Genomic DNA, 24,096 nt, shown 5'->3' on the forward strand with positions numbered 1-24,096 from the left:
GTATCTACAATTTCTCTTTGTCGCTCAATAGAAAAAATGCCCGATGATTTTATCGGGCATTTTTTTTAGAAGTTTTGCACTTACGTGCACTTACGGTTAGTGAGAATGATCTTTAATCGCTTTGACTAATGGACTCAAACATATTTATTCTCTAGATTTACTTACCAGCTGCGCAGCAAGCCAACTGCAAGGCCTTCTAGCGCAAAGTCGGTTTCATTTTCATTTACGATAATGGGTGAGAAGTCCGGATTTTCCGGTAGCAGTTCAACTCCGCTTGAAGTTTTCAAATATCGTTTTACGGTAACTTCTTCACCTATGCGTGCCACGACAATCTGCCCATTGCGAGCAGTATCCGTTTTTTTGACGGCGAGCAAATCGCCATCCATGATCCCTATGTCGCGCATCGACAAACCACGAACTCTGAGTAAAAAATCTGGTTTAGCAGAAAACAATGACGGATCGACTTGGTAAGTCGCTTCCACATGTTCAGTTGCCAAAATCGGCGATCCGGCTGCCACACGTCCGACTAAGGGCAGACTTAATTGCATCAAAGCTGGATGCGGTAACGCCATTTGCATATTTGGCATGGAGTTTGATAACTCTGATTCTAATAATCGAATACCGCGGGAGGTGCCAGCAGCAATTTCAATAACACCTTTACGCGCTAAGGCTTGCAAATGCTCTTCTGCAGCGTTAGTCGAGCGAAAGCCTAACTCATTGGCGATTTCAGCACGGGTTGGTGGAAATCCTGTATTTTGAATAGCATCTTTTATGAGGTTGAGAATTTGTTCTTGGCGTGCGGTGAGCTTGAGCATGGTAGTCCCGATGGAATCTGAATTGAGTCTGAAGAATCTGAATTTAATCTTGGTATATGCTAAAAGAGGCTGTATATATAAGCAGACTGTATTTTTATACAGTAAATGGCTGAATGCAAGTTATTTTGTGTTTTTTTTACATTTAACCAATCCATCCGCATTAAATATGCACTGTTCGTGTCGCGAAGAAGTGCCGTAAATTCTAATTAAGTGTTACAGGTGATCTAACTGCTTGATTATGATAGGAAAGTGCGTTATAGTCTCGGGCTGTCCTCTTCCTGCACTCGTCTTGACGCCGAGGCAGGCTTTATTTTTGTCCACAAGGAGAAATTATGCGTCATTATGAAATCGTATTTATCGTACATCCCGATCAAAGCGAGCAAGTTCCTGCAATGATCGAACGCTACAAAGCTAGCGTAACTACACGTGGCGGCCAAGTGCACCGCGTTGAAGATTGGGGCCGTCGTCAACTGGCTTACATGATTCAAAAATTAGCTAAAGCTCACTATGTTTGCATGAACATTGAGTGCGACGCTGAAACTTTGCTTGAGTTGGAAACAGCATTCAAATTTAATGATGCCGTATTGCGCCACCTCACAGTTAAATTGAAAAAAGCAGAAACAGCTCCTTCTCCAATGATGAAGTCTGTGCAGAAAGAAGATTCTGCTAAGGCACAACGTGTTGAAGCTCCAGCAGCTTAATCGTTTTGACTAAGAGCGTGTAGGAACCAGTTAGTCATAATTGAGAGTCAGCAACTTGTGAATCAACTTAAAGTAGTCGCTGCGGTTGTTGAAAAGTCAGTGTTGCGTTATACCCCAGCGGGAATACCCATCGCGACAGCAACTTTAGTGCACGACTCTAAGCAGGTGCAAGCAGGTGGTGAACGTCAAGTTGAGTTTGAAATTGCTGCAATTGCCGCAGGTGAAATTTCAAAACGATTCTTGGATATTGAGCTCGGTATGTTTATGATTTTTACAGGTTTCTTAGCACGCAAAAACCGCAACAGCAAAAGTCTCGTTTTTCATGTTACTGAATTTCAGGAAGCTGAAATAACAATAGAAAACGAAACAAATTTACTAGATTAGGAGCCTAAAATGGCATTCGGTAAAAAATTTGATAAAAGCAAATTAAAACAAAAGCGTCAGCAACAAAATCCTTTGTTCAAACGTAAAAAATTCTGCCGCTTCTCAGCGGGTCATGTCGCAGCAGTTGACTACAAAGACATCGATACATTAAAAGATTTCATCCAAGAAAACGGCAAAATTATGCCTGCACGTTTGACTGGTACTAAAGCTTTGTATCAACGTCAAGTTGACACAGCAGTTAAGCGCGCACGCTATCTCGCGTTGTTGCCTTACACTGATTTGCACACAGCGTAATTGACGACGGAAATTAGGAGAAAAACATGCAAGTTATTTTGATGGATAAAGTCGTTAATCTCGGCAATCTGGGTGATGTAGTTCGTGTTAAAGATGGTTACGCTCGTAACTTTTTGATTCCACAACGTATTGCTCGTCGTGCAACTGCAGCTGCGATCGCTGAATTTGAAGCGAAACGCGCTGAGTTGGAAAAAGCAGCAGCTGCTAAATTGGCTGAAGCGCAAGCTCAAGGTGAAAAATTGAACGGTTTGACAGTTCAAATTTCTCAAAAAGCAGGTGTGGATGGCCGTTTGTTCGGTTCAGTAACCAACTTCGATATCGCTGAAGCATTGGCTAAACAAGGTTTCGCAGTTGAAAAGGCGCAAGTTCGCTTGCCAGCTGGTCCTTTGAAAACAACTGGCGATCATTCTGTTTCCGTGGCTTTGCATACGGACGTTGTGGTCGACGTAATCGTAGCTGTTTTGGGCGAGCACGCTTAAGTTTAGTTCTTTCGAGAGCCAAAAAAGCCGGGTTTTCCCGGCTTTTTTTATGACTGTTTTTGTCGCTATTAAATATTGAGATCTGACAATTATTTAGTAGAAAAGTAGGTGCCAAGAAAATTATGAAAATGATTTGCGTATCTATTATTTGCCCAAAATATTCTTGATTTAAAGCTTGTTATTTGAGATGTTTCTTCTGTTTTTGAGTAGGAATAAAAAGGTATAATGCGCACCATGAAACCGCCCTCAGATCCCCAGTTAGACTCAATCCGCGTACCTCCACATTCCATCGAAGCTGAACAATCAGTTTTGGGTGGTTTGTTGCTCGATAATGCTGCGTGGGATAGGATCGCTGATTTTATTCGTGAAGACGATTTTTATCGTTACGATCACCGCATTATTTTTCAATTTATCGTTAAGCTGGTCAATTCTTCTCGTCCAGCCGACGTCATCACCGTATTCGATGCCTTGAATGCTGCCGGGAAAGCAGATGATGTTGGTGGCCTGACTTACTTAAACGCATTGGCGCAAAATACACCCTCAGCGGCAAATATTCGTCGTTACGCCGAAATTGTGCGGGATCGCGGCGTACTGCGTAAGTTGATCACGGTCGCAGATGAAATTTCTGGCCAGGCATTTAATCCGCAGGGCAAAGAAGTGAAGCAAATGCTGGATGAAGCGGAATCCAAAATTTTTGCGATTGCAGAAGAGGGGGCGCGTGGTGCACAAGGTTTTCATGCCATTCAGCCTTTATTGACCCAGGTGGTAGAGCGCATTGACGAGTTGTATAACCGTGATCACACTAGCGATATTACGGGAGTACCGACGGGCTTTGTCGATCTGGATCGTATGACCTCAGGGCTACAGCCAGGTGACTTAATTATTGTTGCGGGTCGCCCTTCCATGGGTAAGACGGCTTTCTCAATCAATATTGGTGAGAATGTCGCAATTGATAGCGGACTTCCTGTCGCCGTGTTTTCGATGGAGATGGGCGGCGCGCAATTAGCGATGCGTATGTTAGGTTCGGTCGGTAAGTTGGATCAACATCGTTTGCGTACAGGTCGTTTGATCGATGAGGATTGGCCGCGTTTGACACATGCAATTCAAAAGATGAATGAAGCACAGTTTTATATTGATGAAACGCCAGCCCTAAGTTCAATTGAGTTACGTGCCCGCTCTCGCCGCTTGTCACGCCAGTGCGGCAAACTTGGCTTGATCATTATTGATTACTTGCAGTTGATGTCGGGTAATTCTGGGGGGGAAAATCGTGCGACTGAAATTTCCGAAATTTCTCGTAGTTTAAAAGGCTTAGCGAAAGAATTGCAATGCCCGGTTATTGCTTTGTCGCAGTTAAACCGCTCGTTGGAGCAGCGCCCGAACAAACGCCCTGTGATGTCAGATCTGCGTGAGTCTGGAGCGATCGAGCAAGATGCGGACGTGATTTTGTTTATTTATCGTGATCAAGTCTATAACCCAGACTCTCCTGATAAAGGAACCGCGGAAATCATTATTGGTAAACAGCGTAACGGGCCAATTGGCAGTGTTCGCTTGACCTTCCTTGGTGAATATACCAAGTTTGATAACTACACAGGCTCCTTGTCAATTTACGGTGATAGTGAATAGTTTTTTGTAGTATGTATTTGTTTTTTCTTTAGTTTTTGTAGTGCCACTAAGTCAGATGATCCTTGCAATTGCAGTATAAATAGCAGGGACTTAATATAAAAAATTTCTATTTTAGGGAAATGAAAATGTTTGGACGATTAATGCCCACCGAGGGTAAATTTTTTGAGCTTTTTAATCAACACGCTGAATTGTGTGTCAAAGGCTCTAAAGAAATGGTCGCTTTGATGACCAATTTTGATGACCTGGAAATTCGAGTGCATGCGATAGAGAGTATTGAAAAGCAGGCAGATGCTGTGACTTATACGGCGATTGAATTGCTGCATAAAACCTTCATTACACCAATTGATCGTGATGATATCCATAAGTTGATTACAAAGATGGATGACATCCTTGATTTGCTTGAGGATGCGGCCCAAACAATTTCACTTTACGATATTCGTGAAATCACGCCTGAAGCGAAACGCTTAGCCGAGTTGTGTTTAGCATGTGCCTTGAAGGTAAAAGAAGCGGTTGCGCTTTTACATAATATGGATAATTCGCGTCAAATTTTGACTATCTGCGAAGAGATTGACCGTTTGGAGTCAGATGCAGATCACGTCATGCGTGCCGCGATGTCAAAGTTATTCCGCGACGAGCCAGACGTTCGCAATTTGATTAAGCTCAAAGCGATTTATGAGATTCTTGAAACTGTGACGGACCGTTGCGAAGATGTGGCAAACATTATTGAAGGCATTATTGTTGAAAACGCATAAATTGCTTGTCCTTTAATCTGTTTTGTCTTTTGTATCTTCTGATCGAAGATACATTAAAAGAAAGTTCACATCTATGGAAACTTTATCTCCGACTTTGACGGTCATCATTCTTTTGGTGATCTTAGCTTTACTTTTTGATTTTATGAATGGTTTTCACGATGCGGCAAATGCAATTGCCACAGTCGTGTCTACCGGTGTATTAAAGCCCGGTCAAGCGGTAGCAATGGCTGCGTTATTTAATGTTTTGGCATTTTTTGTATTTAATTTGTCGGTTGCAAAAACTATAGGTAAGGGAACGATTGAACCATCAGTGATCGATCACTATGTGATTTTTGGTGCTTTAATTGGGGCCTTATTTTGGAATTTGGTTACTTGGTATTTCGGTATACCATCTTCCTCTTCACACGCTTTAATTGGTGGTTTAATTGGCGCAGCTGTAGCAAAAGGTGGTACTGATACTTTAATCGCTGGTGGCTTGTATAAAATTATTTCATTTATTGTGCTATCGCCGTTGATAGGATTCTTGCTTGGTTCTCTGATGATGTTGATTGTGTCGTGGCTGTTTGTGAAATCGACGCCTAGTAAGGTTGATAAATGGTTTAGACGCTTACAATTGGTTTCTGCTTCTGTGTTTAGTTTGGGGCATGGCGGTAACGATGCCCAAAAAACTATGGCGATTATCTGGATGTTGCTCATTGCTACAGGCTACTCAAAGGCGTCAGATCTAGCACCACCGCTCTGGGTTGTCTACTCATGTTATGCTGCAATTGGTTTTGGTACACTATTTGGTGGCTGGAGAATTGTCAAAACGATGGGGCAGAAGATCACCAAGTTGAAGCCTGTTGGTGGATTCTGTGCGGAGACTGGTGGTGCTGCTACTTTGATTTTTGCCACCATTTTTGGCATTCCAGTTTCGACCACGCATACCATTACCGGCGCGATTGTTGGTGTTGGCTCAGCGCAAAAAATGTCAGCAGTTCGTTGGGGTGTTGCTGGTAATATTGTATGGGCTTGGATATTGACTATTCCCGCATCTGCCTTTGTTGCTGCTATTGCTTGGTGGGTAGGTACAAAAATTCTGTAGTTCGCGTAAAGTGTAGTAAGTTGAAAAAAATCCCAGATCAATTGTCTGGGATTTTTTTTGTTTGCATTGACTGTATTACATTTGCTTAAACAGATGTACGAAACTTCGACTAACCTCTAATTTTTCGGTGAGCCCTTTAATTTGAACTAAATGACGTCCACGCATATCGCGTACTACGCCAGAGATGGCTTTCGAGTTTACTAAGGTTGAGCGATGAATTTGCCAGAATAATTGCGGATCAAGTTCCTCTGCCAGATCACGTACCGGCTTACGAATTAAGGCCTCATAGGTCGCGGTTTGTACTCGTGTATATTTTTCGTCCGACTGAAAGAATAAAATATCTTCAACCGGAATCAGGCGTAATTCTTGACCAATCGATGCCTGTATCCATTGCAGGTAATTGGCTTTTGGCGCTATGCCTAATTGTTTTGCCAATTGCGCCAACATGTTGCTCATGTCATTGGGCTCGTTTGCGGTAGTTAATCTGGCTTTAAGGCGTTCGACGGTCTTGCTAAGACGTTCTGTATCGGCAGGTTTTAAGACATAGTCTACAGCGCCCTGATCAAATGCTTCGACCGCGTACTGATCGTATGCGGTGATAAACACGATATGCGCTTTCGTTCCAATTTCTTTGGCGGCTTCTAAACCCGTTTTTCCAGGCATGCGGATGTCGAGGAAGGCCAAGTCGGGTTTGTGTAAATCCACCAATTGAATTGCCTCTTCACCATTTTTTGCTTCAGCTAAAATTTCTAGTTCTGGCCAGACTTGTTCCAGGCGCGAGCGTAGTTGGTCGCGCATTAGTCTTTCATCATCGGCGATAATTGCGGTTGGCATTATTCTTTTCTCGTCTCATGAATTGTGGTTGATGGTACTTATAGATTTGCAATGTTGGTCGATTCGGCTATCACTTTGCAATTTCGAAAGGAATCTCTATGGTAACGCAGACGCCACTGGGTTGGTTAGGTGAAATTATAATTTGTGCTTTATCTTTGTAAATTAGTTTCAAACGCTCCCGAATGTTTTGTAAGCCAAGCCCTGTGCCATTACTGGGTACCGCGCCAAACCCCAAGCCATCGTCGCGTACAGTGACTGATAGTCGATTGTTTAATACCTCAGCACGGAATTGCAGCGTACCCCCTTCAGTTTTAACTTCTAGTCCATGCTTAATCGCATTTTCAACCAGCGACTGCAACATCATTGGCGGGAAGGACGCATTCCGTAATCCATCTGGCATGATGAAATCGATATTTAATCGCTCCTCCATGCGCATTTTTAATAATTCTAAATACGCTTTAACCATGTCGGCCTCCCGACCGAGATTGGTCTTAGCCGCATTTTCTCGCATTTGTGGTAGCACTGCTCGTAAGTAAGCAATCAAGCTTCTTTGCATTTTTGCCGCACGCGGTGGATCCGTTTCAATTAAATATTCGACCGATGCCAGCGTGTTGAAAAGAAAGTGGGGTTCTACTTGCGCCTGCATCATTTGCATTTGTGCTTCACTGACTTGGCGCAATAAGGCTTCGCGTTCGGCGCTGGCATTAGCGGCCTTCGCTTTTTCCTCCGCGCGTACCTTGCCGCCTAAGAGCGCCTTCATTCCAAATAAGCCAAAAACTAATAACAGGACAAAATTTTGAAACCAACGTGAGGATTTTGTTTTCTCTTCGTCGCTGGCTTCGGCTGCCGCATTTGCCTTGGCTCTATCCATTTCAGCACGGATTTCTCTCGCAATCTCTTTGGGCAATTTAATATGAACATCATCTTTGCCGAAGGTAATGCCGGGTGTTTCACTTTCCTTATTGTTACTAGGTAAACTTGCGACTGTTGATTCTATTTTTTCGCTTAATTTTTCTTGATTTTCATCTACCGTTTTCCAGCCACTACCATCAATATCAATGCGCTTATTTCCTGTTGATTTTTCGGGCGCTTTGATACGAATGCCAGTGTTGTCGATTTCAAATTTGGGGTCTTCGTTAGATGGGGTGGCAGCAGATGCAGGATCCATTTTCTTTTGATGAATTCTGACCTTTTTGACTTTTTGGGTTTCCTCTGTCGAGAAAAAAGTATTTTGAATAATGTCGGCGGATGCCAATAACAATATGGCAAACAGAAAAAATTTCCACCACGATAGCTTGCTAACCCAAGTAGCCGTTTTATCAAACGCTCTACTTAGCCAAATCAAAGTGTTCGTGAGCCAAACTTTGGCCGTTTCTATCGTCTGCGGATCTATCGTAAATTTGGACATAAAAATTCTTAGTGGCTTGCCCCATCACGATCTGATGCGCGATGTGAGATGTAGGGTTGATTCGATGTTGGAACTTTATCTGAATGACGCCGACCTTGGTGGCAAAATGCGACGATCCGTACAAATTCAGGGACAGGGTGAAATTTCACGACATTTTTTCAGTGTCTCAGAATGAGTTAGGCGCATTGAACTCGTTTGATGAACAATGTCGCTTTGACCCGATCTTCACGCCAAACGGAAAATTGCAATCGGTTGAGCAAATAGTGAAGGTCAACCGATTTTTCTAGAACATGGAATTATTTGGGATTTGATTCTAGCCAATTACGTAGGTCATCTTTAGTAAGAGGACGTGCGTACAAATAGCCTTGTGCCAAATGGCAACCAAAGGACATTAAAGTTTCCGCCTGACGCTCGGTTTCTACACCCTCTGCTATAACCTTGATATTCAAACTCTTACTCAGTTGTACAATCATTTTGGCAATACTACCTTCATCTGAAGTTTCATTGATTTCATTGACAAAGGCGCGGTCAATCTTGAGTTTGTCTACGTTGAGTTTTTGCAGATGACTAAGGGATGAAAATCCAGTTCCAAAATCATCAATTGAAACTTGGGCACCTAATTGCTTGATATGGTGCAGTGTTTTGATTAAGAGCTCAGGATCTGTCATTGCCATCGATTCAGTAATCTCTAGTTCCACGCAATTGGGCGGTGCCTGAGTATCCTTCAATGCTGCTTCCAAGCTCTGCAAAAACAAGGGATGTGAAAATTGTGCCTGAGAGACATTGACCGCCATCTTGAAGTCAGTAAATCCTAGTTTGTGCAATTCAACCAGTTCAAAACAGGCGCTGCGTAGTACCCATTCACCGATATCGACAATTAAGCCCGAGTACTCAGCAATAGGAATAAATTGATCTGGTGGGACAAATTTACCATCTTCGGTTTTCCAGCGTAATAATGCTTCTGCGCCGACAGCGGTTTTTGTTCGCATATCAATTTGCGGTTGATAGACCACAAATAATCGTTCATTTTCAAATGCTGCACGTAAAGCATGCATCATGCGCACGCGTTCTCGAATTTCGACACCCATGTCGATAGTGAAATAGCTATGCGAGGAGCGTTGATGAGCCTTGGCACGTTTTAACGCAATATTGGTGTCTTTTAGTGCATCTGAACTACCGCCCTCATAATTTTCTAAACGCACTAAGCCAATGGTGGAAGAGAGTTGAACATCTTGATTGTCAACATCGAAAGGCAGATGGAAAATTTCAAAAATATTCTCTGGTGAGACTAAGTTTTCATTACCTAGTAAAGCAAAAGTATCACCCCCTACGCGTGCTAAATGGCAAGCGGTGCCAAAATGGTTTAAAAGGCGTTTTGCAACCGCGCATAGCAACATGTCACCAAACTGATGACCTAAAGCATCGTTAGTTTCTGCAAAGTGATCGATATCGATTAAAGATAATACTGTCCCCTCTCGACTTGTCGATTGCAAAGTCTCATTTAAGGTTTGCAGAAGTTTAAGGCGATTTGCAAGTCCCGTTAATGGATCAAAATAGGCGTATTTGTGAAGTCGGGAGGTGAGCATGACATTGTTTAAACCCACCGATATGTTGCTGCAAAATACGTCAATCAATCGCTTGTCCATTTCATTGACGCTTGTTTGCAAAAATACGTAAATATCTTTCTGGGCGACATTTTCGAAGCGCAACAGGGTGCCAAATTGACCAAAAATGCTTTGTCGAGATGTGACTGATTGTTGTATCAATTCGCGAACGTCTTCGTTATCCACTCGATCTAACATTTGGTCAGTTAAATGACTAAATGCATTGCTTGCAGCAATCACCAATAAGTCTGCTGTGGAGCTGATATTCTGGTTGTCTTCGCTTGGACTGCAGACAATGCCTTCGACTTTTCTGCCTAATAATTTCGCGATTTGATGCAATACACCAACTGAAAAATTTTGCAATCCCTTTTGCGACATGAGTTCGGTGCTGGCATTGACGATAAGTTCCAAGCCACGTTGATTTGCTGTGATTGAGCAAATTTGTTCATAGGAGCGAATCGCCGAAGTAACTGTCGTATATAGTTTGGTGCGAGTCAGCTCGGATTTGGTCTTGTAGTCATTGATATCGTAGTCACGAATTGCATCAATCTCTGGTGCATAACCTGGCTGTCCCGTTCTCAGGATAATGCGAACGTCGTTTAAGCCAAGATTTTTCCTGACATAATTAACCAGATTTAATCCTGCGTCCTCTTGTTCCATTACTACATCGAGCAAAATAACAGCTATGTCGTGTTCACTGGAAAGTATGTCGCGAGCTTCATTTGCTGAGTAAGCATGAAGGAAATTAAGGGATCTATTTTGTATTTCTAAATTGCCAAGTGCAAACATGGTTGCAGAGTGAACGTCAGGATCATCGTCGATAATCATGATGCGCCAACTTGGTTTCGGGCTGCTGACGTTTGCTGCATGATCTGAACTTAATTCGTCCAAAAAGACTAAGGCATCGTCGTTGTGATGATTTAATTCACTCATCTATTTTCATGCTCCAGTGGAGATGTAGTTATGTATGGGCGCCTCTAAAAATTCTGATCTTGTCACGACGTGTTTTTGCGAGAAAAAATTTATTTTTAACATATCAAGCATATGCTGCGGACTAAAATTTTTTTCGCGCCTCGCCTGACTTAGAATTTCAAATTTCTAGGTGCACCCTTATGTTAAACAAACGCTGCAATTTCATCAGGGTTTTATGATGAGTCTTAGTGCAGTATAAAACAAGATACGAGAAATAAACTGTTGGTTTGGTGCAAATATACTGTTTTAAATTTTTTTTATTCAAACCAAACGCTTTTGTCTGATTTGAATTCCTGAAGAAATGTGACAAGGCTGATAAAATGCAGCAGCTTTTTCCACTTTTATTAGAACGAGAAATATGTCAGGCAATACATTAGGTACTTTGTTTACAGTGACGACATTTGGTGAGTCACATGGACCAGCAATTGGATGTGTGATTGATGGATGCCCACCAGGCTTGGTATTGTCGGAGGCTGATATTCAACCCGAGTTGGATAGGCGTAAGCCAGGCACATCGCGTCACGTGACTCAGCGTCAGGAGGCGGACAGAGTCGAAATATTGTCTGGAGTTTACGAAGGAAAGACCACAGGTACACCGATCGCGCTTCTTATCCGCAATGAAGATCAACGTAGTAAAGATTACGGGAATATAGTTGAAACCTTTCGACCGGGGCACGCTGATTTTACTTATTGGAATAAGTATGGCATCCGTGATCCGCGCGGTGGTGGTCGTTCATCAGCGCGCTTAACTGCACCCGTGGTAGGTGCTGGCGCGATCGCAAAAAAATGGTTATTGCAGCAATATGGTACGAAGTTTTATGGTGGAATGACCCAATTGGGTGATATTTCAATTCCTTTTTCTTCTTGGAGTTACACCAATGAGAATCCATTTTTTGCCCCCACGAATGATGCGCAACTGATCGCTGAATTAGAGGCTTATATGGATGGTTTGCGTAAGGATGGGGATTCAATTGGTGCTCGTATTGATGTTGTTGCCAGTAACGTGCCAGTAGGATTGGGCGAACCTATCTATGATAAGTTGGATGCGGAAATTGCCTATGCCATGATGGGCATTAATGCCGTAAAAGGCGTAGAAATCGGCGCTGGTTTTGGCTGTGTTGCACAACGAGGTTCTGAGCACGGTGATGAATTGACTGAAGCTGGGTTTATGAGCAATAACGCCGGTGGTATTTTGGGGGGTATTTCCACTGGTCAGGACATTCGTGTATCGATGGCGATTAAACCTACGTCGTCTATTCGAACTCCAAAACGTTCAATTGACAAACAAGGAAATCCTGTCTTGGTGGAAACTTTTGGACGTCACGATCCTTGTGTCGGTATTCGTGCTACGCCGATTGCAGAGGCCATGCTGGCTTTGGTATTAATGGATCATGCCTTACGCCATAGGGCGCAATGTGGCGATGTTGTCTTGGCATCGGTAGCTACTTAAGAAGTCGCTCAGTTCGCTGTGGCTGGTCAAGTTAAAATCTAAATGAGAGAATTTTTTCAAACGATGTGTCGACTGTGGTGAAATTCTCTCAAATTTCCTCAAAATAAAAGTTGGTGGTTTGTCTGCTTGATGCGACTTTTCAATTAAAAATTTCGATTTTTTTAAAATATTGAAATATTGTTTGGTTGAATCGAGATTAAAAAAACCGAATTGGGCAGTTTTGCATTGCACAATTGTGGCATAATCGAAAGCTGATTTTTAGCTTTACGAATTCTTTTAATTTCAGGCAATAATTATGGCCAAGACGCTTTACGACAAACTTTGGGAATCCCACGTAGTTCATACAGAAGACGACGGTACAGCGATTTTGTATATAGATCGTCATCTCTTACATGAAGTCACCAGCCCTCAGGCATTTGATGGATTGAAATTGGCTGGACGTCAGCCTTGGCGCACTTCTGCTAATTTGGTCGTCGCTGATCACAATGTTCCAACCACGAATCGTCTGGGCGGCATTGCTGATCCCGTCTCACGTTTGCAAGTTGAGACGCTTGATGCCAACGCTAAACAATACGGCTTAACTTATTTCGCGATGAATGATCTGCGCCAGGGAATTGTGCACGTCATCGGTCCTGAGCAGGGCGCCACTTTGCCAGGAATGACTGTCGTTTGTGGCGATTCTCATACCTCCACGCATGGTGCCTTCGCTTGCTTGGCGCATGGTATTGGAACTTCAGAAGTAGAACATGTGCTCGCGACGCAAACTTTGTTGGCAAAGAAATCAAAAGCCATGCTGATTCGGGTTGATGGCGAAACACCATCTGGAATTACAGCGAAAGATATCGTATTGGCGATTATTGGCAAGATAGGTACCGCTGGTGGTACTGGTTATGCCATTGAATTTGCGGGCGCCGCGATTGAACGTCTCTCGATGGAGGGACGTATGACGGTTTGCAATATGGCGATTGAGGCGGGTGCCCGAGCGGGTATGATTGCAGTCGATCAAACCACGATTGATTATGTAAAAGGTCGTCCTTTTAGCCCCTCGGCGAGCGATTGGGAAAATGCGGTCGCCTATTGGAAGACTTTGCACTCTGATGAGGGAGCGCAGTTTGATACTGTCGTCACCTTGAATGTCGCTGATATTGAACCTCAAGTCACTTGGGGGACTTCGCCTGAGATGGTGGTTTCTATTGACGGACAAACGCCAGACCCCAAAAATGAATCCGATGCCGTCAAGCGTGATGCCATTGAAAAAGCACTTGCCTATATGGATCTACGTCCGAATATGCCGATCAATTCAATTCAGATTGATAAAGTGTTTATCGGCTCTTGTACCAATTCTCGAATTGAAGATTTGCGAGCTGCCGCGAAAGTAGTCGCTGGCAAAACGCGCGCTTCAAATGTGAAATTGGCGATGGTCGTGCCGGGCTCAGGTTTGGTGAAAAAACAAGCGGAGCAAGAGGGTTTAGATAAGATTTTTACAGCGGCAGGTTTTGAATGGCGTGAACCAGGTTGCTCCATGTGTTTGGCGATGAATGCGGATCGTCTGGAGCCAGGTGAACGTTGTGCTTCAACGTCGAATCGTAATTTTGAAGGTCGCCAAGGGCAGGGTGGTCGTACGCATTTGGTCTCGCCGGAAATGGCTGCTGCGGCTGGTATTGCTGGTCATTTCGTTGATGCGCGCAATTTTGCTTAACTCACAAAAAGGATATAACAATGAAAAAATTAGCTATTCTCTCTATGTTGATGACGGTCTTTTTGAGTCTGTCCGCTTGCAATACGATACAAGGCATAGGTAAAGATGTAAAAAAAGCAGGTGAAGTTGTGGAAAGTGCAGGAAAAAAATAGTCATGGAAAAGTTTGCTTTGTTAGATGGATTGGTCGCACCTTTGGATCGCGCTAATGTCGACACGGATGCGATCATCCCTAAACAATTTCTGAAGTCAATCCTGCGCACGGGGTTTGGTCCGAATTTATTCGATGAGTGGCGTTATCTTGATCATGGCGAGCCCGGAATGGATAACAGCAAGCGGCCGTTAAATCCAGATTTTGTATTGAATCAAGCACGTTATCATGGCGCTTCAATTTTGTTGACTCGTAAAAATTTTGGCTGTGGTTCTTCGCGCGAACATGCACCTTGGGCACTCGATCAGTTTGGTTTTCGTGCTGTGATAGCCCCCAGTTTTGCCGACATTTTTTTCAATAATTGCTTCAAAAATGGCTTACTGCCGATAGTGCTGAGTGAAGAAAATGTTGATTATTTGTTTAAGCAAGTTCGTGAAAATGAAGGTCTGCATTTGCAAGTTGATTTAGAAGCGCAAACTGTTGGTTTGAAAACTACGGGGGAAAGCTTTTCGTTCGAAGTCGATGCATTTCGCAAATACTGTTTGCTCAATGGCTTAGATGACATAGGTTTGACCTTGGTTCATGCAGAAAAAATTCGGGCGTTTGAACAACAACATATCGCCGCCCGTCCATGGTTGGCCGCGGTTATCTAAAAATAAACTCGATATTCTTATTTACATCTTTCACATTTAAATATCAGCATGAAAATTGCCATTTTGCCGGGTGACGGTATTGGTCCTGAAATAGTTGATCAGGCCGTTAAAGTTTTGAAAGTCTTGGGTGAAGCCTTTGAAATGGAATTTGCTCCCGTTGGTGGTGCAGGTTATGAAGCAGCAGGGCACCCGCTGCCAGAAGCTACCTTGAAATTGGCAAAGGATGCAGATGCGGTGCTGTTCGGAGCGGTTGGAGACTGGAAATACGATACGCTTGATCGACCACTTCGTCCCGAGCAGGCCATTTTAGGTCTGCGTAAGAATCTGAATTTATTTGCCAATCTGCGTCCGGCAATTTTGTATCCAGAATTGGCTGGCGCGTCTACTTTGAAGCCGGAAGTGGTTTCTGGCTTGGATATTTTGATTATCCGTGAATTGACTGGTGATATTTACTTCGGCCAGCCACGTGGTGTACGTGAGTGTCCTGATGGTCCATTCCAAGGGCAGCGTGAAGGTTTTGATACCATGCGCTATGCTGAAGGCGAAATTCGTCGCATCGCGCATGTTGCGTTTCAAGCGGCACGTAAGCGCGACAAGCGCTTAACTAGTGTGGATAAAGCGAATGTATTGGAGACTTTCCAATTTTGGAAAGACATCATGATTGATGTACATAAAGAATATCCCGACGTCGCTTTGGATCACATGTACGTCGATAATGCCGCCATGCAACTAGTCCGTGCGCCTAAGAAGTTTGACGTGATGGTGACGGGTAATATGTTTGGTGATATTTTATCGGATGCCGCTGCGATGTTGACGGGCTCTATTGGTATGTTACCTTCTGCTTCACTTGATGCGAATAATAAAGGTTTGTATGAACCTTCACACGGATCAGCACCCGATATTGCAGGTAAAGGCATCGCCAATCCGCTAGCGACGATTTTGTCCGCTGCCATGATGTTGCGGTATTCGTTGGGCAAAGCTGAGCAGGCCGATCGTATTGAAGTCGCTGTGAAGAAGGTGTTAACCCAAGGTTTGCGTACGCCAGATATTTTTGAAGATGGCTGCATTAAAGTCGGCACGTCTGAAATGGGTGATGCGGTGGTAAGTGCTTTAGTTTGATTTTTTGTGAAACAGGGTGACCTGTAATTTTTAGGGAAAGATGATGAAACTAGTTGGTTTGGTCGGTTGGCGTGGAATGGTTGGTTCGGTCCTCATGCAACGTATGCAGGAAGAGGGCGATTTTGCTCATATAGAACCCGTGTTTTTTTCAACTTCGAATACCGGTGGCGCAGCGCCATCGATGGCGAAGAATGAAAAGACATTGAAAGACGCAAATGATATTGACGCATTAAAAAAATGCGACATCATTATTACCTGCCAAGGCGGTGACTATACCTCTGAGATTTTCCCTAAGCTACGTGCTTCCGGTTGGAATGGATTTTGGATTGATGCTGCATCCACATTGCGCATGGAAAATGATGCGATTATCGTGCTTGATCCCGTCAACTTAGATGTGATCAAGAGCGCGTTAAACCGTGGCGTTAAGAATTATGTTGGCGGAAATTGCACAGTATCTTGCATGTTAATGGGCTTGGGTGGTTTGTTTCAGCATGGTTTGGTTGAGTGGATGTCGTCCATGACGTATCAGGCAGCTTCAGGTGGTGGCGCGCAACATATGCGTGAATTGTTGACTCAATTCGGTTCGATTAATGCTGAAGTTAAAGCTTTACTTGATGATCCTGCCGCTGCAATCTTAGAAATTGATCGTAAGGTTTTAGCAAAACAGCATAGCTTCAGTGCTGATGAAACAAAACAATTTGGCGTGCCTTTAGCTGGCAACTTGATTCCTTGGATTGACAAAGATTTGCACAACGGCGTTTCCAAAGAGGAATGGAAGGCTGGTGCCGAGACGAATAAGATTCTAGGCTTAGGTGAGGCATTTGGTTCTAAAGCGATTCCAGTTGACGGCTTGTGCGTACGTATTGGTGCTATGCGTTGTCATTCTCAAGCATTGACGATTAAATTGACCAAAGATGTTCCGCTCGATGAAATCACCGATATGCTCGCGAAAAATAATCCGTGGGCAAAAGTAGTTCCAAATACGCGTGAAGATTCTATGCGTGATTTGACGCCAGCGGCGGTGACCGGCGGTTTGACGATTCCGGTTGGTCGTTTGCGTAAGATGCAAATGGGTGGAGATTATTTGTCCGCTTTTACGGTTGGAGATCAATTGTTGTGGGGGGCAGCAGAACCTCTGCGTAGAATGCTACGTATCTTAATAGAAGACTGAATTAACAGAATTCCTTGAACATTCAAAAAGGGATGAAACTTCATCCCTTTTTCTTTATTATTTCGTATTTTTTTCATCTAATTGTCTAGCGGTAACAACGAATTGAGCGGGAAATTATCATTTCTCCTCTTAATGTATTTACCATACCTAGAATTCACGTTAAGCTTGCGCGACAAGTTGGGTAATGTTATCTTGGATTAACATCCCCATCGGTAGTGCAAAATTACCAAAATAAGTTGGTAAATTTGTATTCAATAAATTTCCCAGGAAATGTTCTAAAAATGCATAATTTCAAACGCTTACCGATGAGCTTTTTAAGCTCTAAAGTGCTTAAAGCAGCAGCTTTTTCCTCATTGCTTGTCTTCTCAAATGCATATGCAACTGGTCTAGGGAAGTTAACGGTACTGTCTTCGTTGGGGCAGCCCTTGCGTGCTGAAATTGAGCTGACGTCCCCGAATAAAGAAGAAATAGCTTCTTTGGTTCCGCGAGTTGCATCGATTGAAGCATTTCGTCAGGCTAATATTGAGTTCAATCCTGCACTATTATCTTTGCGGTTTGCAGTGGAGCAGCGTGGTAATAATTATATTATTCGGGTGACATCGACTCAAGCCATGAATGAACCATGGATTGACTTCTTGTTGGAAATGAATGCAAGTAATGGAAAGCTTCTCAGAGAATATACATTTTTGCTCGACCCAGCCGACTTGACGATGAGTCAAGCCGCGCAAGTTGTGAATCCAAGTTCAGGTGCCATTGCAAATAAAAATGGAAATAGCCTTAGCTCGCCGCAAGCTGAAGCCGCGCACAAAGATGCTGGTTCTAGCGTACGTTCTGGAGCAAAAAAAAGCCCACAAACAGTACCCGTTTCAACTAATTTGTCGAATGGGAGTGCACGTCAATATAAGGTGAAACCGGGCGACACTTTAATGAAAATTGCCTCAAATAATTTGAGCGGTGTTTCTCTTGACGATATGTTGGTGAGTATCTATCGTGCAAATCCGGAAGCCTTCGTCGGTGAAAACATGAATCGCTTGAAGGCGGGGCAGATCTTAAATATACCTGATGCAGAAGCCGTGCGCTCAAATGGCGTGCCAAATGCGCATTCAATTGTTCAGGCACATTCAGCGGATTTTAATGCGTATCGAAACAAAATTGCTGGTCAAGTATTAACGACTCCAGCGGAAAGAACTGTACAGAAGAAGCAGGCAGCGAGCGGTTCCATCACGACCAAAGTCAAAGAAACACCGACAGCAACAAATGAGTCTCTGGATAAATTAAAACTCTCAAAAGTTCAGGTGAATGGAAAAAATGCCTCTGCTCCAGTAAAAGGAATGACGGAAGAGGATAGAATTGCAAAAGACAAGGCATTGGCTGAGGCCAATGCCCGAGTGAAAGAGCTGGAAAAAAATGTTAGCGAGCTGAGTAAACTCATTCCGGTACCTAATAAGAATCTAGCCAAGCAAGCTGCTTCAGAATCCAAGCCTGCGGAAGTAAAGCACTCAGCACCGGAAGTAAAGTCGACAACCCATGCCGCATCGTCGGCTTCCTTGGCTTCTGCTGCAGCCAGTGCTGCTTCGTCAGATAAAACTAAAGCAGCGTCGGTTGAATCTGCCAGTGCATCCGCGTCTTCTGCTGTCGCCTCAGTGCCCGCGAAAGTGGACTCTAGCAGTGCCTCTAGCGTTGCATCTAAGCCAAAACGTCCAATGCCGCCGCCTCCACCACCAGTTGTTGAGGAAACCGGTTGGTTTGATACTAAATACTTGATAGCTGCTGGCTTGTTAGCAGCCTTGGGCGGTGCGATTGGTTTATATGCTTCGAAAAAGAAAAAAGTTTCACATCAATTCGAAGATAGTATTTTGACTGGTTCTAGCCTGAAAGCAAATTCGATGTTTGGCTCCACAGGTGGGCAGAGTGTGGATACCAATAACAGCGTATTTAATTCGAATTTTGCGCCATCTGCTAGTCAATTGGATGCGAACGAGGTGGATCCTGTAGCAGAGGCTGATGTGTACATCGCCTATGGTAGGGACTCGCAAGCGGAAGAAATTTTGAAAGAAGCACTGCGTACTCAGCCAGATCGTCATGCGGTAAGGTTGAAGTTATTGGAAATTTACTTTGGACGTAAAGATCTTCGCTCGTTTGAACTATACTCGGGAGAGTTGTATGGTATGACGCGTGGCGAAGGTGAAGACTGGGCGCAAGCCGCGTCTATGGGAATTTCTTTAGACCCGAATAATCCTTTATATGCAGGTGCGACGGCACAGGCCGAAACCTATGCCTCTAATAGTTTGGGCTTGCCCACACAGCCGTTGGAAGATCTAGAGTCGGAAGCATTGTTGGACAATTCTTTGTCGGAAGATATGCTTGATTCGATTAGTATTATTGATACAGCACATGCTTTATCAGATGATGCTTTTGCTAGCGCGGACAAGGGTAAGTCTGATTTGGATTTGTCTTCTTCTATCGTTGATGATGGTGGATTAGATTTTGATTTAGGTATTTCTGATGACGTCGCTTCAGACGTGCCGTCGATAGAGAATGATTTCCCGATCACGCTTCCTGAGAGTCCTGCCCCTGAATTGAAGGTGCAAGAGGAAGAGTCAGTTCCAAGTATTGATTTCGGTTCTATTGATTTTGATATGGGTGGTGATGACATTGACGTTAAGCCAGTCGAGCCTGAACCAGATAAGGGATTGGATCTCGATTCATTTGGCTTGGAAATGGATATCCCCAAATCAAATGTAGCTGAGCAGCCATTGGAGAATGCAAGCAAGCAAACTGAAGATTCGCTGGACATTGATTCTCTAGATTTTGATTTAGGAGATGGTGTGGCCTCGTCAGTTCCAAGCCCTCAAGCGCCAGTGCTTGATCTTAGTGAAAATATATTAAATATAGATCAAGATTTGGGTATTTCTTCTCCAGATATTCCGGTGGATGCTGGGTCTTCTCCTTATAACGCCGAAATGGCAACAAAACTCGATTTGGCGGTGGCGTATCAGGAAATTGGCGATAAAGAAGGTGCGCGTGAATTGCTTGACGAAGTTATTAAAGGTGGTTCAAATGAGCAGGTTGAACGAGCCAAGCAAATGCTAGACGCACTGGTTTAAGCGTTTCTTGCTGATGTAAATGGGCGCTAACGTTTCGTTAGCGCCCATTTTTATTAAAAAATAGTAAATTAATGACGATGAAGCGTATAGTTTTAGGGATCGAATATAACGGCAGCCCATATCAAGGATGGCAAACTCAGCCGAATGGTCAGACTGTGCAAGACGAATTAGAAGTTGCCTTGGGTAAATTTACTAATCAAGCTATTCAGACTGTTTGTGCAGGAAGAACTGATGCTGGTGTGCACGCTGTTGAGCAGGTTGTGCACTTTGATACTACGCTTGAACGTGAAATGTATTCTTGGGTGAATGGCGTAAATACGTTTTTGCCTGCGAGTATTGCTGTTCGTTGGGCCAAAGAGTTTGAACTGGATCCTGATGATACGAAGTTTCTTCATGCTCGCTTTAGTGCATTCTCACGTACTTATCATTATTTACTTTACAATAGCCCCGTGCGCTCCCCAGTTTGGGCTGGTCGTGCTGGTTGGTTTTTTCGCCCTTTGAATCTGAATTTGATGCAAGATGCTGCCCAGCATTTGATTGGCGAGCTCGACTTTACCGTATTTCGTGCGGCGGCTTGTCAAGCAAAGTCGCCCGTTAAGCATATGTACGATGTAAAAATTCGACGGCAAGGTGACCTAATTGTGTTTAGCTTGCGAGCCAATGCATTTTTGCATCATATGGTCAGAAATATCGTGGGCTCATTGATATTTGTTGGTGCTGAACGCCGTGAGCCAGTGTGGATAAAGTCACTCATAGAATGCAAGGATAGAAGTTTATCGGCGCCGACGTTTATGCCTGATGGCTTGTATCTGGCCCGAGTTGAATATGATCCTGCATGGTGCTTGCCGCTGGAGGTTAATGAAAATTTACCATATAGCCTAAATTTGACGTGATTTTTAGGGTTTTGGATTAAAAAAAACTTGCCTGCTTCGTGTCCATTATTTCCAGTCGGTGCTCTTTTACAGCTTATGCCTCAGTAAAATAGGGCAATCTAGTCGGAAATCCGGTAAAATGTTGATTTTGCATAACCCAATTATTAGGCGCTCGCCTGGGGAAATTGCCCCGATCGTAGCGCCTTTTTTTGTACTTAGCGTCTTGAATATCTAATGAAAAATATCCGCAATTTCTCTATCATCGCTCACATTGATCATGGTAAATCTACTTTGGCAGATAGAATTATCCAGCTGTGCGGTGGCTTATCTGATCGTGAAATGGAATCGCAAGTGCTTGATTCTATGGACATCGAACGTGAACGTGGGATTACGATTAAAGCGCAAACCGCCGCTCTCAGTTATAAGGCATTAGATGGACAGATCTATAATTTGAATTTGATCGATACGCCAGGTCATGTTGATTTTAGTTATGAAGTAAGTCGCTCCTTATCTGCCTGCGAAGGTGCATTGCTAGTGGTTGACGCATCGCAAGGTGTAGAGGCTCAAACTGTCGCGAATTGTTATACGGCGATTGAGCTTGGTGTCGAAGTCGTACCAGTATTGAATAAAATTGATTTGCCATCGGCCGATCCAGATAATGCTGCACAAGAGATTGAAGAAGTGATTGGAATTGACGCGAGTGATGCTGTGCATTGTTCAGCCAAGACCGGTTTAGGTGTGCGCGACATTTTGGAATCTTTGATTGTCAAAGTTCCACCACCAAAAGGTGATCCAGACGCGCCATTGCAAGCCTTAATTATCGACTCTTGGTTTGATAATTACGTTGGTGTAGTGATGTTGGTGCGCATCGTTAATGGAACGCTGCGCCCCAAAGATAAGATTTTGTTTATGGCGACCGAAGCGCAGCATTTGGTGGAAAGTGTTGGTGTCTTCACGCCTAAATCGCTGTCTCGTTCAGAACTGTCTGCAGGCCAAGTCGGCTTTATTATTGCTGGTATTAAAGAGTTGAAATCTGCTAAGGTCGGCGACACGATAACAGTCGTTGGAAAGCCAGCAGCACAGCCATTGCCCGGTTTTAAAGAAGTGCAACCGCAAGTCTTTGCAGGTTTGTTTCCTGTTGAAGCGAATCAATATGACTCTTTGCGCGACTCCTTGGAAAAATTAAAGCTGAACGATGCGGCCTTAATGTATGAGCCCGAGGTTTCTCAGGCACTTGGTTTTGGATTTAGATGTGGTTTCTTAGGCTTATTGCACATGGAAATCGTGCAGGAACGTCTAGAGCGTGAATTTGACATGGATCTCATTACGACTGCACCAACCGTGGTGTACGAAGTCGTCATGGGCGATGGCACGATCTTGATGGTGGATAATCCTTCTAAAATGCCGGATCCATCAAAAATAGAAGAAATCCGGGAACCTATTGTTACTGTCAATCTGTACATGCCACAAGAATACGTAGGTTCTGTGATCACGCTTTGTACTTCGAAACGCGGCGTGCAGCTGGACATGAATTACCATGGGCGTCAGGTGAAGTTAACTTATGAAATGCCAATGGCAGAAATCGTTTTGGATTTCTTTGACCGATTGAAGTCAACTTCGCGCGGCTATGCGTCGATGGACTATGAGTTCAAAGAGTATCGCGCTTCTGATGTGGTCAAAGTCGATATGCTAATTAATAGCGAAAAGGTCGATGCCTTGGCAATTATCGTACATCGTGCCAATGCTCACTATCGTGGTCGTGCTGTCGCTGCAAAAATGCGTGAATTAATTCCTCGTCAAATGTTTGATGTGGCGATTCAGGCTGCAATCGGTGCCAATATTATCTCTCGTGAGAACGTCAAAGCCTTGCGTAAAAATGTTCTGGCGAAGTGCTATGGCGGCGATATCTCTCGTAAGCGTAAGTTGTTGGAAAAGCAAAAGGCAGGTAAAAAACGTATGAAACAGGTCGGCTCCGTAGAGATTCCACAAGAAGCATTCCTAGCGATCTTGCAAGTGGAGGAGAAATGAGCTTCCAATCTTTAGTGGAAAATTTCGCCTTGATCCTGTTTATCTTATTGGTAATTACGGGTGTAATTTGGGCATTTGATTTGTTTGTGCTGGCACGTCAGCGCAAACAAAAAGCTGAAGTCGCGTTAAGGGAATTTGACTTAAAGGCAAATCCAGATTCAGCGGCGAGAGCGCAATTGCAGGCGAAATTATTGAAGCAACCTGTCTGGATTGAGTATTCGGGAAGTTTTTTTCCGGTGATTGCTTTAGTATTTGTTTTAAGATCTTTTTTGTTTGAGCCATTTAAAATTCCATCAGGTTCGATGTTGCCTACCCTATTTGTAGGGGATTTTATTTTGGTCAATAAATTTACCTACGGAATTCGATTGCCCATCATCGATAAAAAAATCATCTCGGTCAATGAGCCACAGCGTGGTGATGTGATGGTGTTTAAGTATCCTAAAGATACAACACAAAATTATATCAAGCGCATAGTCGGTACACCCGGTGATGTTGTAAAGTATAAGAATAAGAAATTGACGGTCAATGGTATCGAGGCAAAATATGTAGGGCAGATTGATTTTCTTCAAGCTGGTCCTGATTTGAGCTATTCCAAGCAGTTTATCGAGCAATTTCAGGATATAGAACATAAAGTATTAAATGACGCGGATAAGTCTTCAGCAGTTTATTTAAATGGACCAGCTGACTTCCCATTTGCAAATCAATGTAGTTATGATGACGAAGGATTTACCTGTCATGTTCCGCAAGGGCACTATTTTATGATGGGCGATAATCGAGACAATAGCCTCGATAGCCGTTATTGGGGCTTTGTTCCCGATAAAAATATTGTTGGGAAAGCCTTTTTTATTTGGATGAATACTAGTGATTTAAAGCGCATAGGTAGTTTTAGATAAATCGG

The 24,096-nt window shown here is 43.6% G+C and carries 21 protein-coding genes; 17 read left to right on the top strand and 4 right to left on the bottom strand.

Annotation, left to right across the window (positions count from 1 at the left end; translation table 11 throughout):
- Positions 1 to 161: 161 nt before the first annotated feature.
- Positions 162 to 815 (bottom strand): transcriptional repressor LexA, encoded by a 654-nt coding sequence (gene lexA / locus AC1RR2_RS06430; RefSeq protein WP_493221471.1) that lies wholly within the window; start codon positions 813 to 815, stop codon positions 162 to 164.
- A 332-nt stretch (positions 816 to 1,147) separates the two neighbouring features.
- Here lexA and rpsF point away from each other — a divergent pair, with 332 nt between their 5' ends.
- From rpsF to AC1RR2_RS06465, 7 genes are all read left to right on the top strand, one after another.
- Complete coding sequence (rpsF, locus tag AC1RR2_RS06435) at positions 1,148 to 1,516, top strand: 30S ribosomal protein S6 (RefSeq protein WP_395011227.1); 369 nt, start codon at positions 1,148 to 1,150, stop codon at positions 1,514 to 1,516.
- A 57-nt stretch (positions 1,517 to 1,573) separates the two neighbouring features.
- The gene (gene priB, locus AC1RR2_RS06440; protein ID WP_493221472.1) at positions 1,574 to 1,900 is read left to right on the top strand and encodes a primosomal replication protein N; all 327 of its coding nucleotides are present in this window, start codon (positions 1,574 to 1,576) and stop codon (positions 1,898 to 1,900) included.
- Positions 1,901 to 1,909: 9 nt separating this feature from the next.
- The gene (gene rpsR, locus AC1RR2_RS06445) at positions 1,910 to 2,194 is read left to right on the top strand and encodes a 30S ribosomal protein S18 (protein ID WP_186889822.1); all 285 of its coding nucleotides are present in this window, start codon (positions 1,910 to 1,912) and stop codon (positions 2,192 to 2,194) included.
- A 26-nt stretch (positions 2,195 to 2,220) separates the two neighbouring features.
- Positions 2,221 to 2,673, top strand: coding sequence for a 50S ribosomal protein L9 (gene rplI, locus AC1RR2_RS06450; protein WP_314857990.1), 453 nt, complete (start codon positions 2,221 to 2,223; stop codon positions 2,671 to 2,673).
- A 234-nt stretch (positions 2,674 to 2,907) separates the two neighbouring features.
- Positions 2,908 to 4,296 carry a replicative DNA helicase gene (locus AC1RR2_RS06455; protein WP_493221473.1) on the top strand — a complete coding sequence of 463 codons (1,389 nt, stop codon included), beginning with the start codon at positions 2,908 to 2,910 and terminating at the stop codon, positions 4,294 to 4,296.
- A gap of 125 nt (positions 4,297 to 4,421) precedes the next feature.
- On the top strand, positions 4,422 to 5,048 hold the full coding sequence (locus tag AC1RR2_RS06460) for a DUF47 domain-containing protein (RefSeq protein WP_493221474.1): 627 nt from the start codon (positions 4,422 to 4,424) through the stop codon (positions 5,046 to 5,048).
- A gap of 73 nt (positions 5,049 to 5,121) precedes the next feature.
- Entirely contained in the window at positions 5,122 to 6,132 is a 1,011-nt protein-coding gene (locus tag AC1RR2_RS06465) for an inorganic phosphate transporter (protein ID WP_493221502.1), read from the top strand.
- Positions 6,133 to 6,207: 75 nt separating this feature from the next.
- Here AC1RR2_RS06465 and AC1RR2_RS06470 read toward each other — a convergent pair whose 3' ends face one another.
- The 3 genes from AC1RR2_RS06470 to AC1RR2_RS06480 all read right to left on the bottom strand — a co-directional run bounded on the left by AC1RR2_RS06470 (position 6,208) and on the right by AC1RR2_RS06480 (position 10,911).
- Positions 6,208 to 6,966 (bottom strand): LytR/AlgR family response regulator transcription factor, encoded by a 759-nt coding sequence (locus AC1RR2_RS06470; RefSeq protein WP_493221475.1) that lies wholly within the window; start codon positions 6,964 to 6,966, stop codon positions 6,208 to 6,210.
- Between the two features lie 70 nt (positions 6,967 to 7,036).
- Positions 7,037 to 8,374 (bottom strand): sensor histidine kinase, encoded by a 1,338-nt coding sequence (locus tag AC1RR2_RS06475; RefSeq protein WP_493221476.1) that lies wholly within the window; start codon positions 8,372 to 8,374, stop codon positions 7,037 to 7,039.
- 296 nt (positions 8,375 to 8,670) lie between these two features.
- Positions 8,671 to 10,911, bottom strand: coding sequence for a bifunctional diguanylate cyclase/phosphodiesterase (locus tag AC1RR2_RS06480; RefSeq protein ID WP_493221477.1), 2,241 nt, complete (start codon positions 10,909 to 10,911; stop codon positions 8,671 to 8,673).
- A gap of 397 nt (positions 10,912 to 11,308) precedes the next feature.
- Here AC1RR2_RS06480 and aroC point away from each other — a divergent pair, with 397 nt between their 5' ends.
- The 10 genes from aroC to lepB all read left to right on the top strand — a co-directional run bounded on the left by aroC (position 11,309) and on the right by lepB (position 24,091).
- Complete coding sequence (aroC, locus tag AC1RR2_RS06485) at positions 11,309 to 12,400, top strand: chorismate synthase (protein ID WP_493221478.1); 1,092 nt, start codon at positions 11,309 to 11,311, stop codon at positions 12,398 to 12,400.
- 295 nt (positions 12,401 to 12,695) lie between these two features.
- On the top strand, positions 12,696 to 14,099 hold the full coding sequence (gene leuC, locus AC1RR2_RS06490) for a 3-isopropylmalate dehydratase large subunit (protein WP_493221479.1): 1,404 nt from the start codon (positions 12,696 to 12,698) through the stop codon (positions 14,097 to 14,099).
- 20 nt (positions 14,100 to 14,119) lie between these two features.
- On the top strand, positions 14,120 to 14,251 hold the full coding sequence (locus tag AC1RR2_RS06495) for an entericidin A/B family lipoprotein (protein ID WP_493221480.1): 132 nt from the start codon (positions 14,120 to 14,122) through the stop codon (positions 14,249 to 14,251).
- Between the two features lie 2 nt (positions 14,252 to 14,253).
- The gene (leuD, locus tag AC1RR2_RS06500) at positions 14,254 to 14,901 is read left to right on the top strand and encodes a 3-isopropylmalate dehydratase small subunit (protein ID WP_493221481.1); all 648 of its coding nucleotides are present in this window, start codon (positions 14,254 to 14,256) and stop codon (positions 14,899 to 14,901) included.
- Positions 14,902 to 14,949: 48 nt separating this feature from the next.
- Positions 14,950 to 16,020 carry a 3-isopropylmalate dehydrogenase gene (gene leuB / locus AC1RR2_RS06505; RefSeq protein ID WP_493221482.1) on the top strand — a complete coding sequence of 357 codons (1,071 nt, stop codon included), beginning with the start codon at positions 14,950 to 14,952 and terminating at the stop codon, positions 16,018 to 16,020.
- Positions 16,021 to 16,063: 43 nt separating this feature from the next.
- Positions 16,064 to 17,191 (top strand): aspartate-semialdehyde dehydrogenase, encoded by a 1,128-nt coding sequence (gene asd, locus AC1RR2_RS06510; RefSeq protein WP_493221483.1) that lies wholly within the window; start codon positions 16,064 to 16,066, stop codon positions 17,189 to 17,191.
- A gap of 281 nt (positions 17,192 to 17,472) precedes the next feature.
- Positions 17,473 to 20,298 carry a motility hub landmark protein FimV gene (locus tag AC1RR2_RS06515; RefSeq protein ID WP_493221484.1) on the top strand — a complete coding sequence of 942 codons (2,826 nt, stop codon included), beginning with the start codon at positions 17,473 to 17,475 and terminating at the stop codon, positions 20,296 to 20,298.
- 77 nt (positions 20,299 to 20,375) lie between these two features.
- Positions 20,376 to 21,191, top strand: a complete 816-nt coding sequence (truA, locus tag AC1RR2_RS06520) for a tRNA pseudouridine(38-40) synthase TruA (RefSeq protein WP_493221485.1) — start codon at positions 20,376 to 20,378, stop codon at positions 21,189 to 21,191.
- A gap of 213 nt (positions 21,192 to 21,404) precedes the next feature.
- Positions 21,405 to 23,198, top strand: a complete 1,794-nt coding sequence (lepA, locus tag AC1RR2_RS06525) for a translation elongation factor 4 (RefSeq protein ID WP_493221486.1) — start codon at positions 21,405 to 21,407, stop codon at positions 23,196 to 23,198.
- On the top strand, positions 23,195 to 24,091 hold the full coding sequence (gene lepB, locus AC1RR2_RS06530; RefSeq protein ID WP_493221487.1) for a signal peptidase I: 897 nt from the start codon (positions 23,195 to 23,197) through the stop codon (positions 24,089 to 24,091). Before lepA ends, lepB begins: the two co-directional genes overlap by 4 nt.
- Positions 24,092 to 24,096: the final 5 nt, after the last annotated feature.

It is taken from the genome of Undibacterium sp. GW821-FHT11H02 (assembly GCF_058808015.1).

Coding starts and splice junctions, on each gene's coding strand:
- lexA (WP_493221471.1), bottom strand. CDS start 815: ATGCTCAAGCTCACCGCACGCCAAGAACAAATTCTCAACCTCATAAAA.
- rpsF (WP_395011227.1), top strand. CDS start 1,148: ATGCGTCATTATGAAATCGTATTTATCGTACATCCCGATCAAAGCGAG.
- rpsR (WP_186889822.1), top strand. CDS start 1,910: ATGGCATTCGGTAAAAAATTTGATAAAAGCAAATTAAAACAAAAGCGT.
- rplI (WP_314857990.1), top strand. CDS start 2,221: ATGCAAGTTATTTTGATGGATAAAGTCGTTAATCTCGGCAATCTGGGT.
- AC1RR2_RS06455 (WP_493221473.1), top strand. CDS start 2,908: ATGAAACCGCCCTCAGATCCCCAGTTAGACTCAATCCGCGTACCTCCA.
- AC1RR2_RS06460 (WP_493221474.1), top strand. CDS start 4,422: ATGTTTGGACGATTAATGCCCACCGAGGGTAAATTTTTTGAGCTTTTT.
- AC1RR2_RS06465 (WP_493221502.1), top strand. CDS start 5,122: ATGGAAACTTTATCTCCGACTTTGACGGTCATCATTCTTTTGGTGATC.
- AC1RR2_RS06470 (WP_493221475.1), bottom strand. CDS start 6,966: ATGCCAACCGCAATTATCGCCGATGATGAAAGACTAATGCGCGACCAA.
- AC1RR2_RS06475 (WP_493221476.1), bottom strand. CDS start 8,374: ATGTCCAAATTTACGATAGATCCGCAGACGATAGAAACGGCCAAAGTT.
- AC1RR2_RS06480 (WP_493221477.1), bottom strand. CDS start 10,911: ATGAGTGAATTAAATCATCACAACGACGATGCCTTAGTCTTTTTGGAC.
- aroC (WP_493221478.1), top strand. CDS start 11,309: ATGTCAGGCAATACATTAGGTACTTTGTTTACAGTGACGACATTTGGT.
- leuC (WP_493221479.1), top strand. CDS start 12,696: ATGGCCAAGACGCTTTACGACAAACTTTGGGAATCCCACGTAGTTCAT.
- AC1RR2_RS06495 (WP_493221480.1), top strand. CDS start 14,120: ATGAAAAAATTAGCTATTCTCTCTATGTTGATGACGGTCTTTTTGAGT.
- leuD (WP_493221481.1), top strand. CDS start 14,254: ATGGAAAAGTTTGCTTTGTTAGATGGATTGGTCGCACCTTTGGATCGC.
- leuB (WP_493221482.1), top strand. CDS start 14,950: ATGAAAATTGCCATTTTGCCGGGTGACGGTATTGGTCCTGAAATAGTT.
- asd (WP_493221483.1), top strand. CDS start 16,064: ATGAAACTAGTTGGTTTGGTCGGTTGGCGTGGAATGGTTGGTTCGGTC.
- AC1RR2_RS06515 (WP_493221484.1), top strand. CDS start 17,473: ATGCATAATTTCAAACGCTTACCGATGAGCTTTTTAAGCTCTAAAGTG.
- truA (WP_493221485.1), top strand. CDS start 20,376: ATGAAGCGTATAGTTTTAGGGATCGAATATAACGGCAGCCCATATCAA.
- lepA (WP_493221486.1), top strand. CDS start 21,405: ATGAAAAATATCCGCAATTTCTCTATCATCGCTCACATTGATCATGGT.
- lepB (WP_493221487.1), top strand. CDS start 23,195: ATGAGCTTCCAATCTTTAGTGGAAAATTTCGCCTTGATCCTGTTTATC.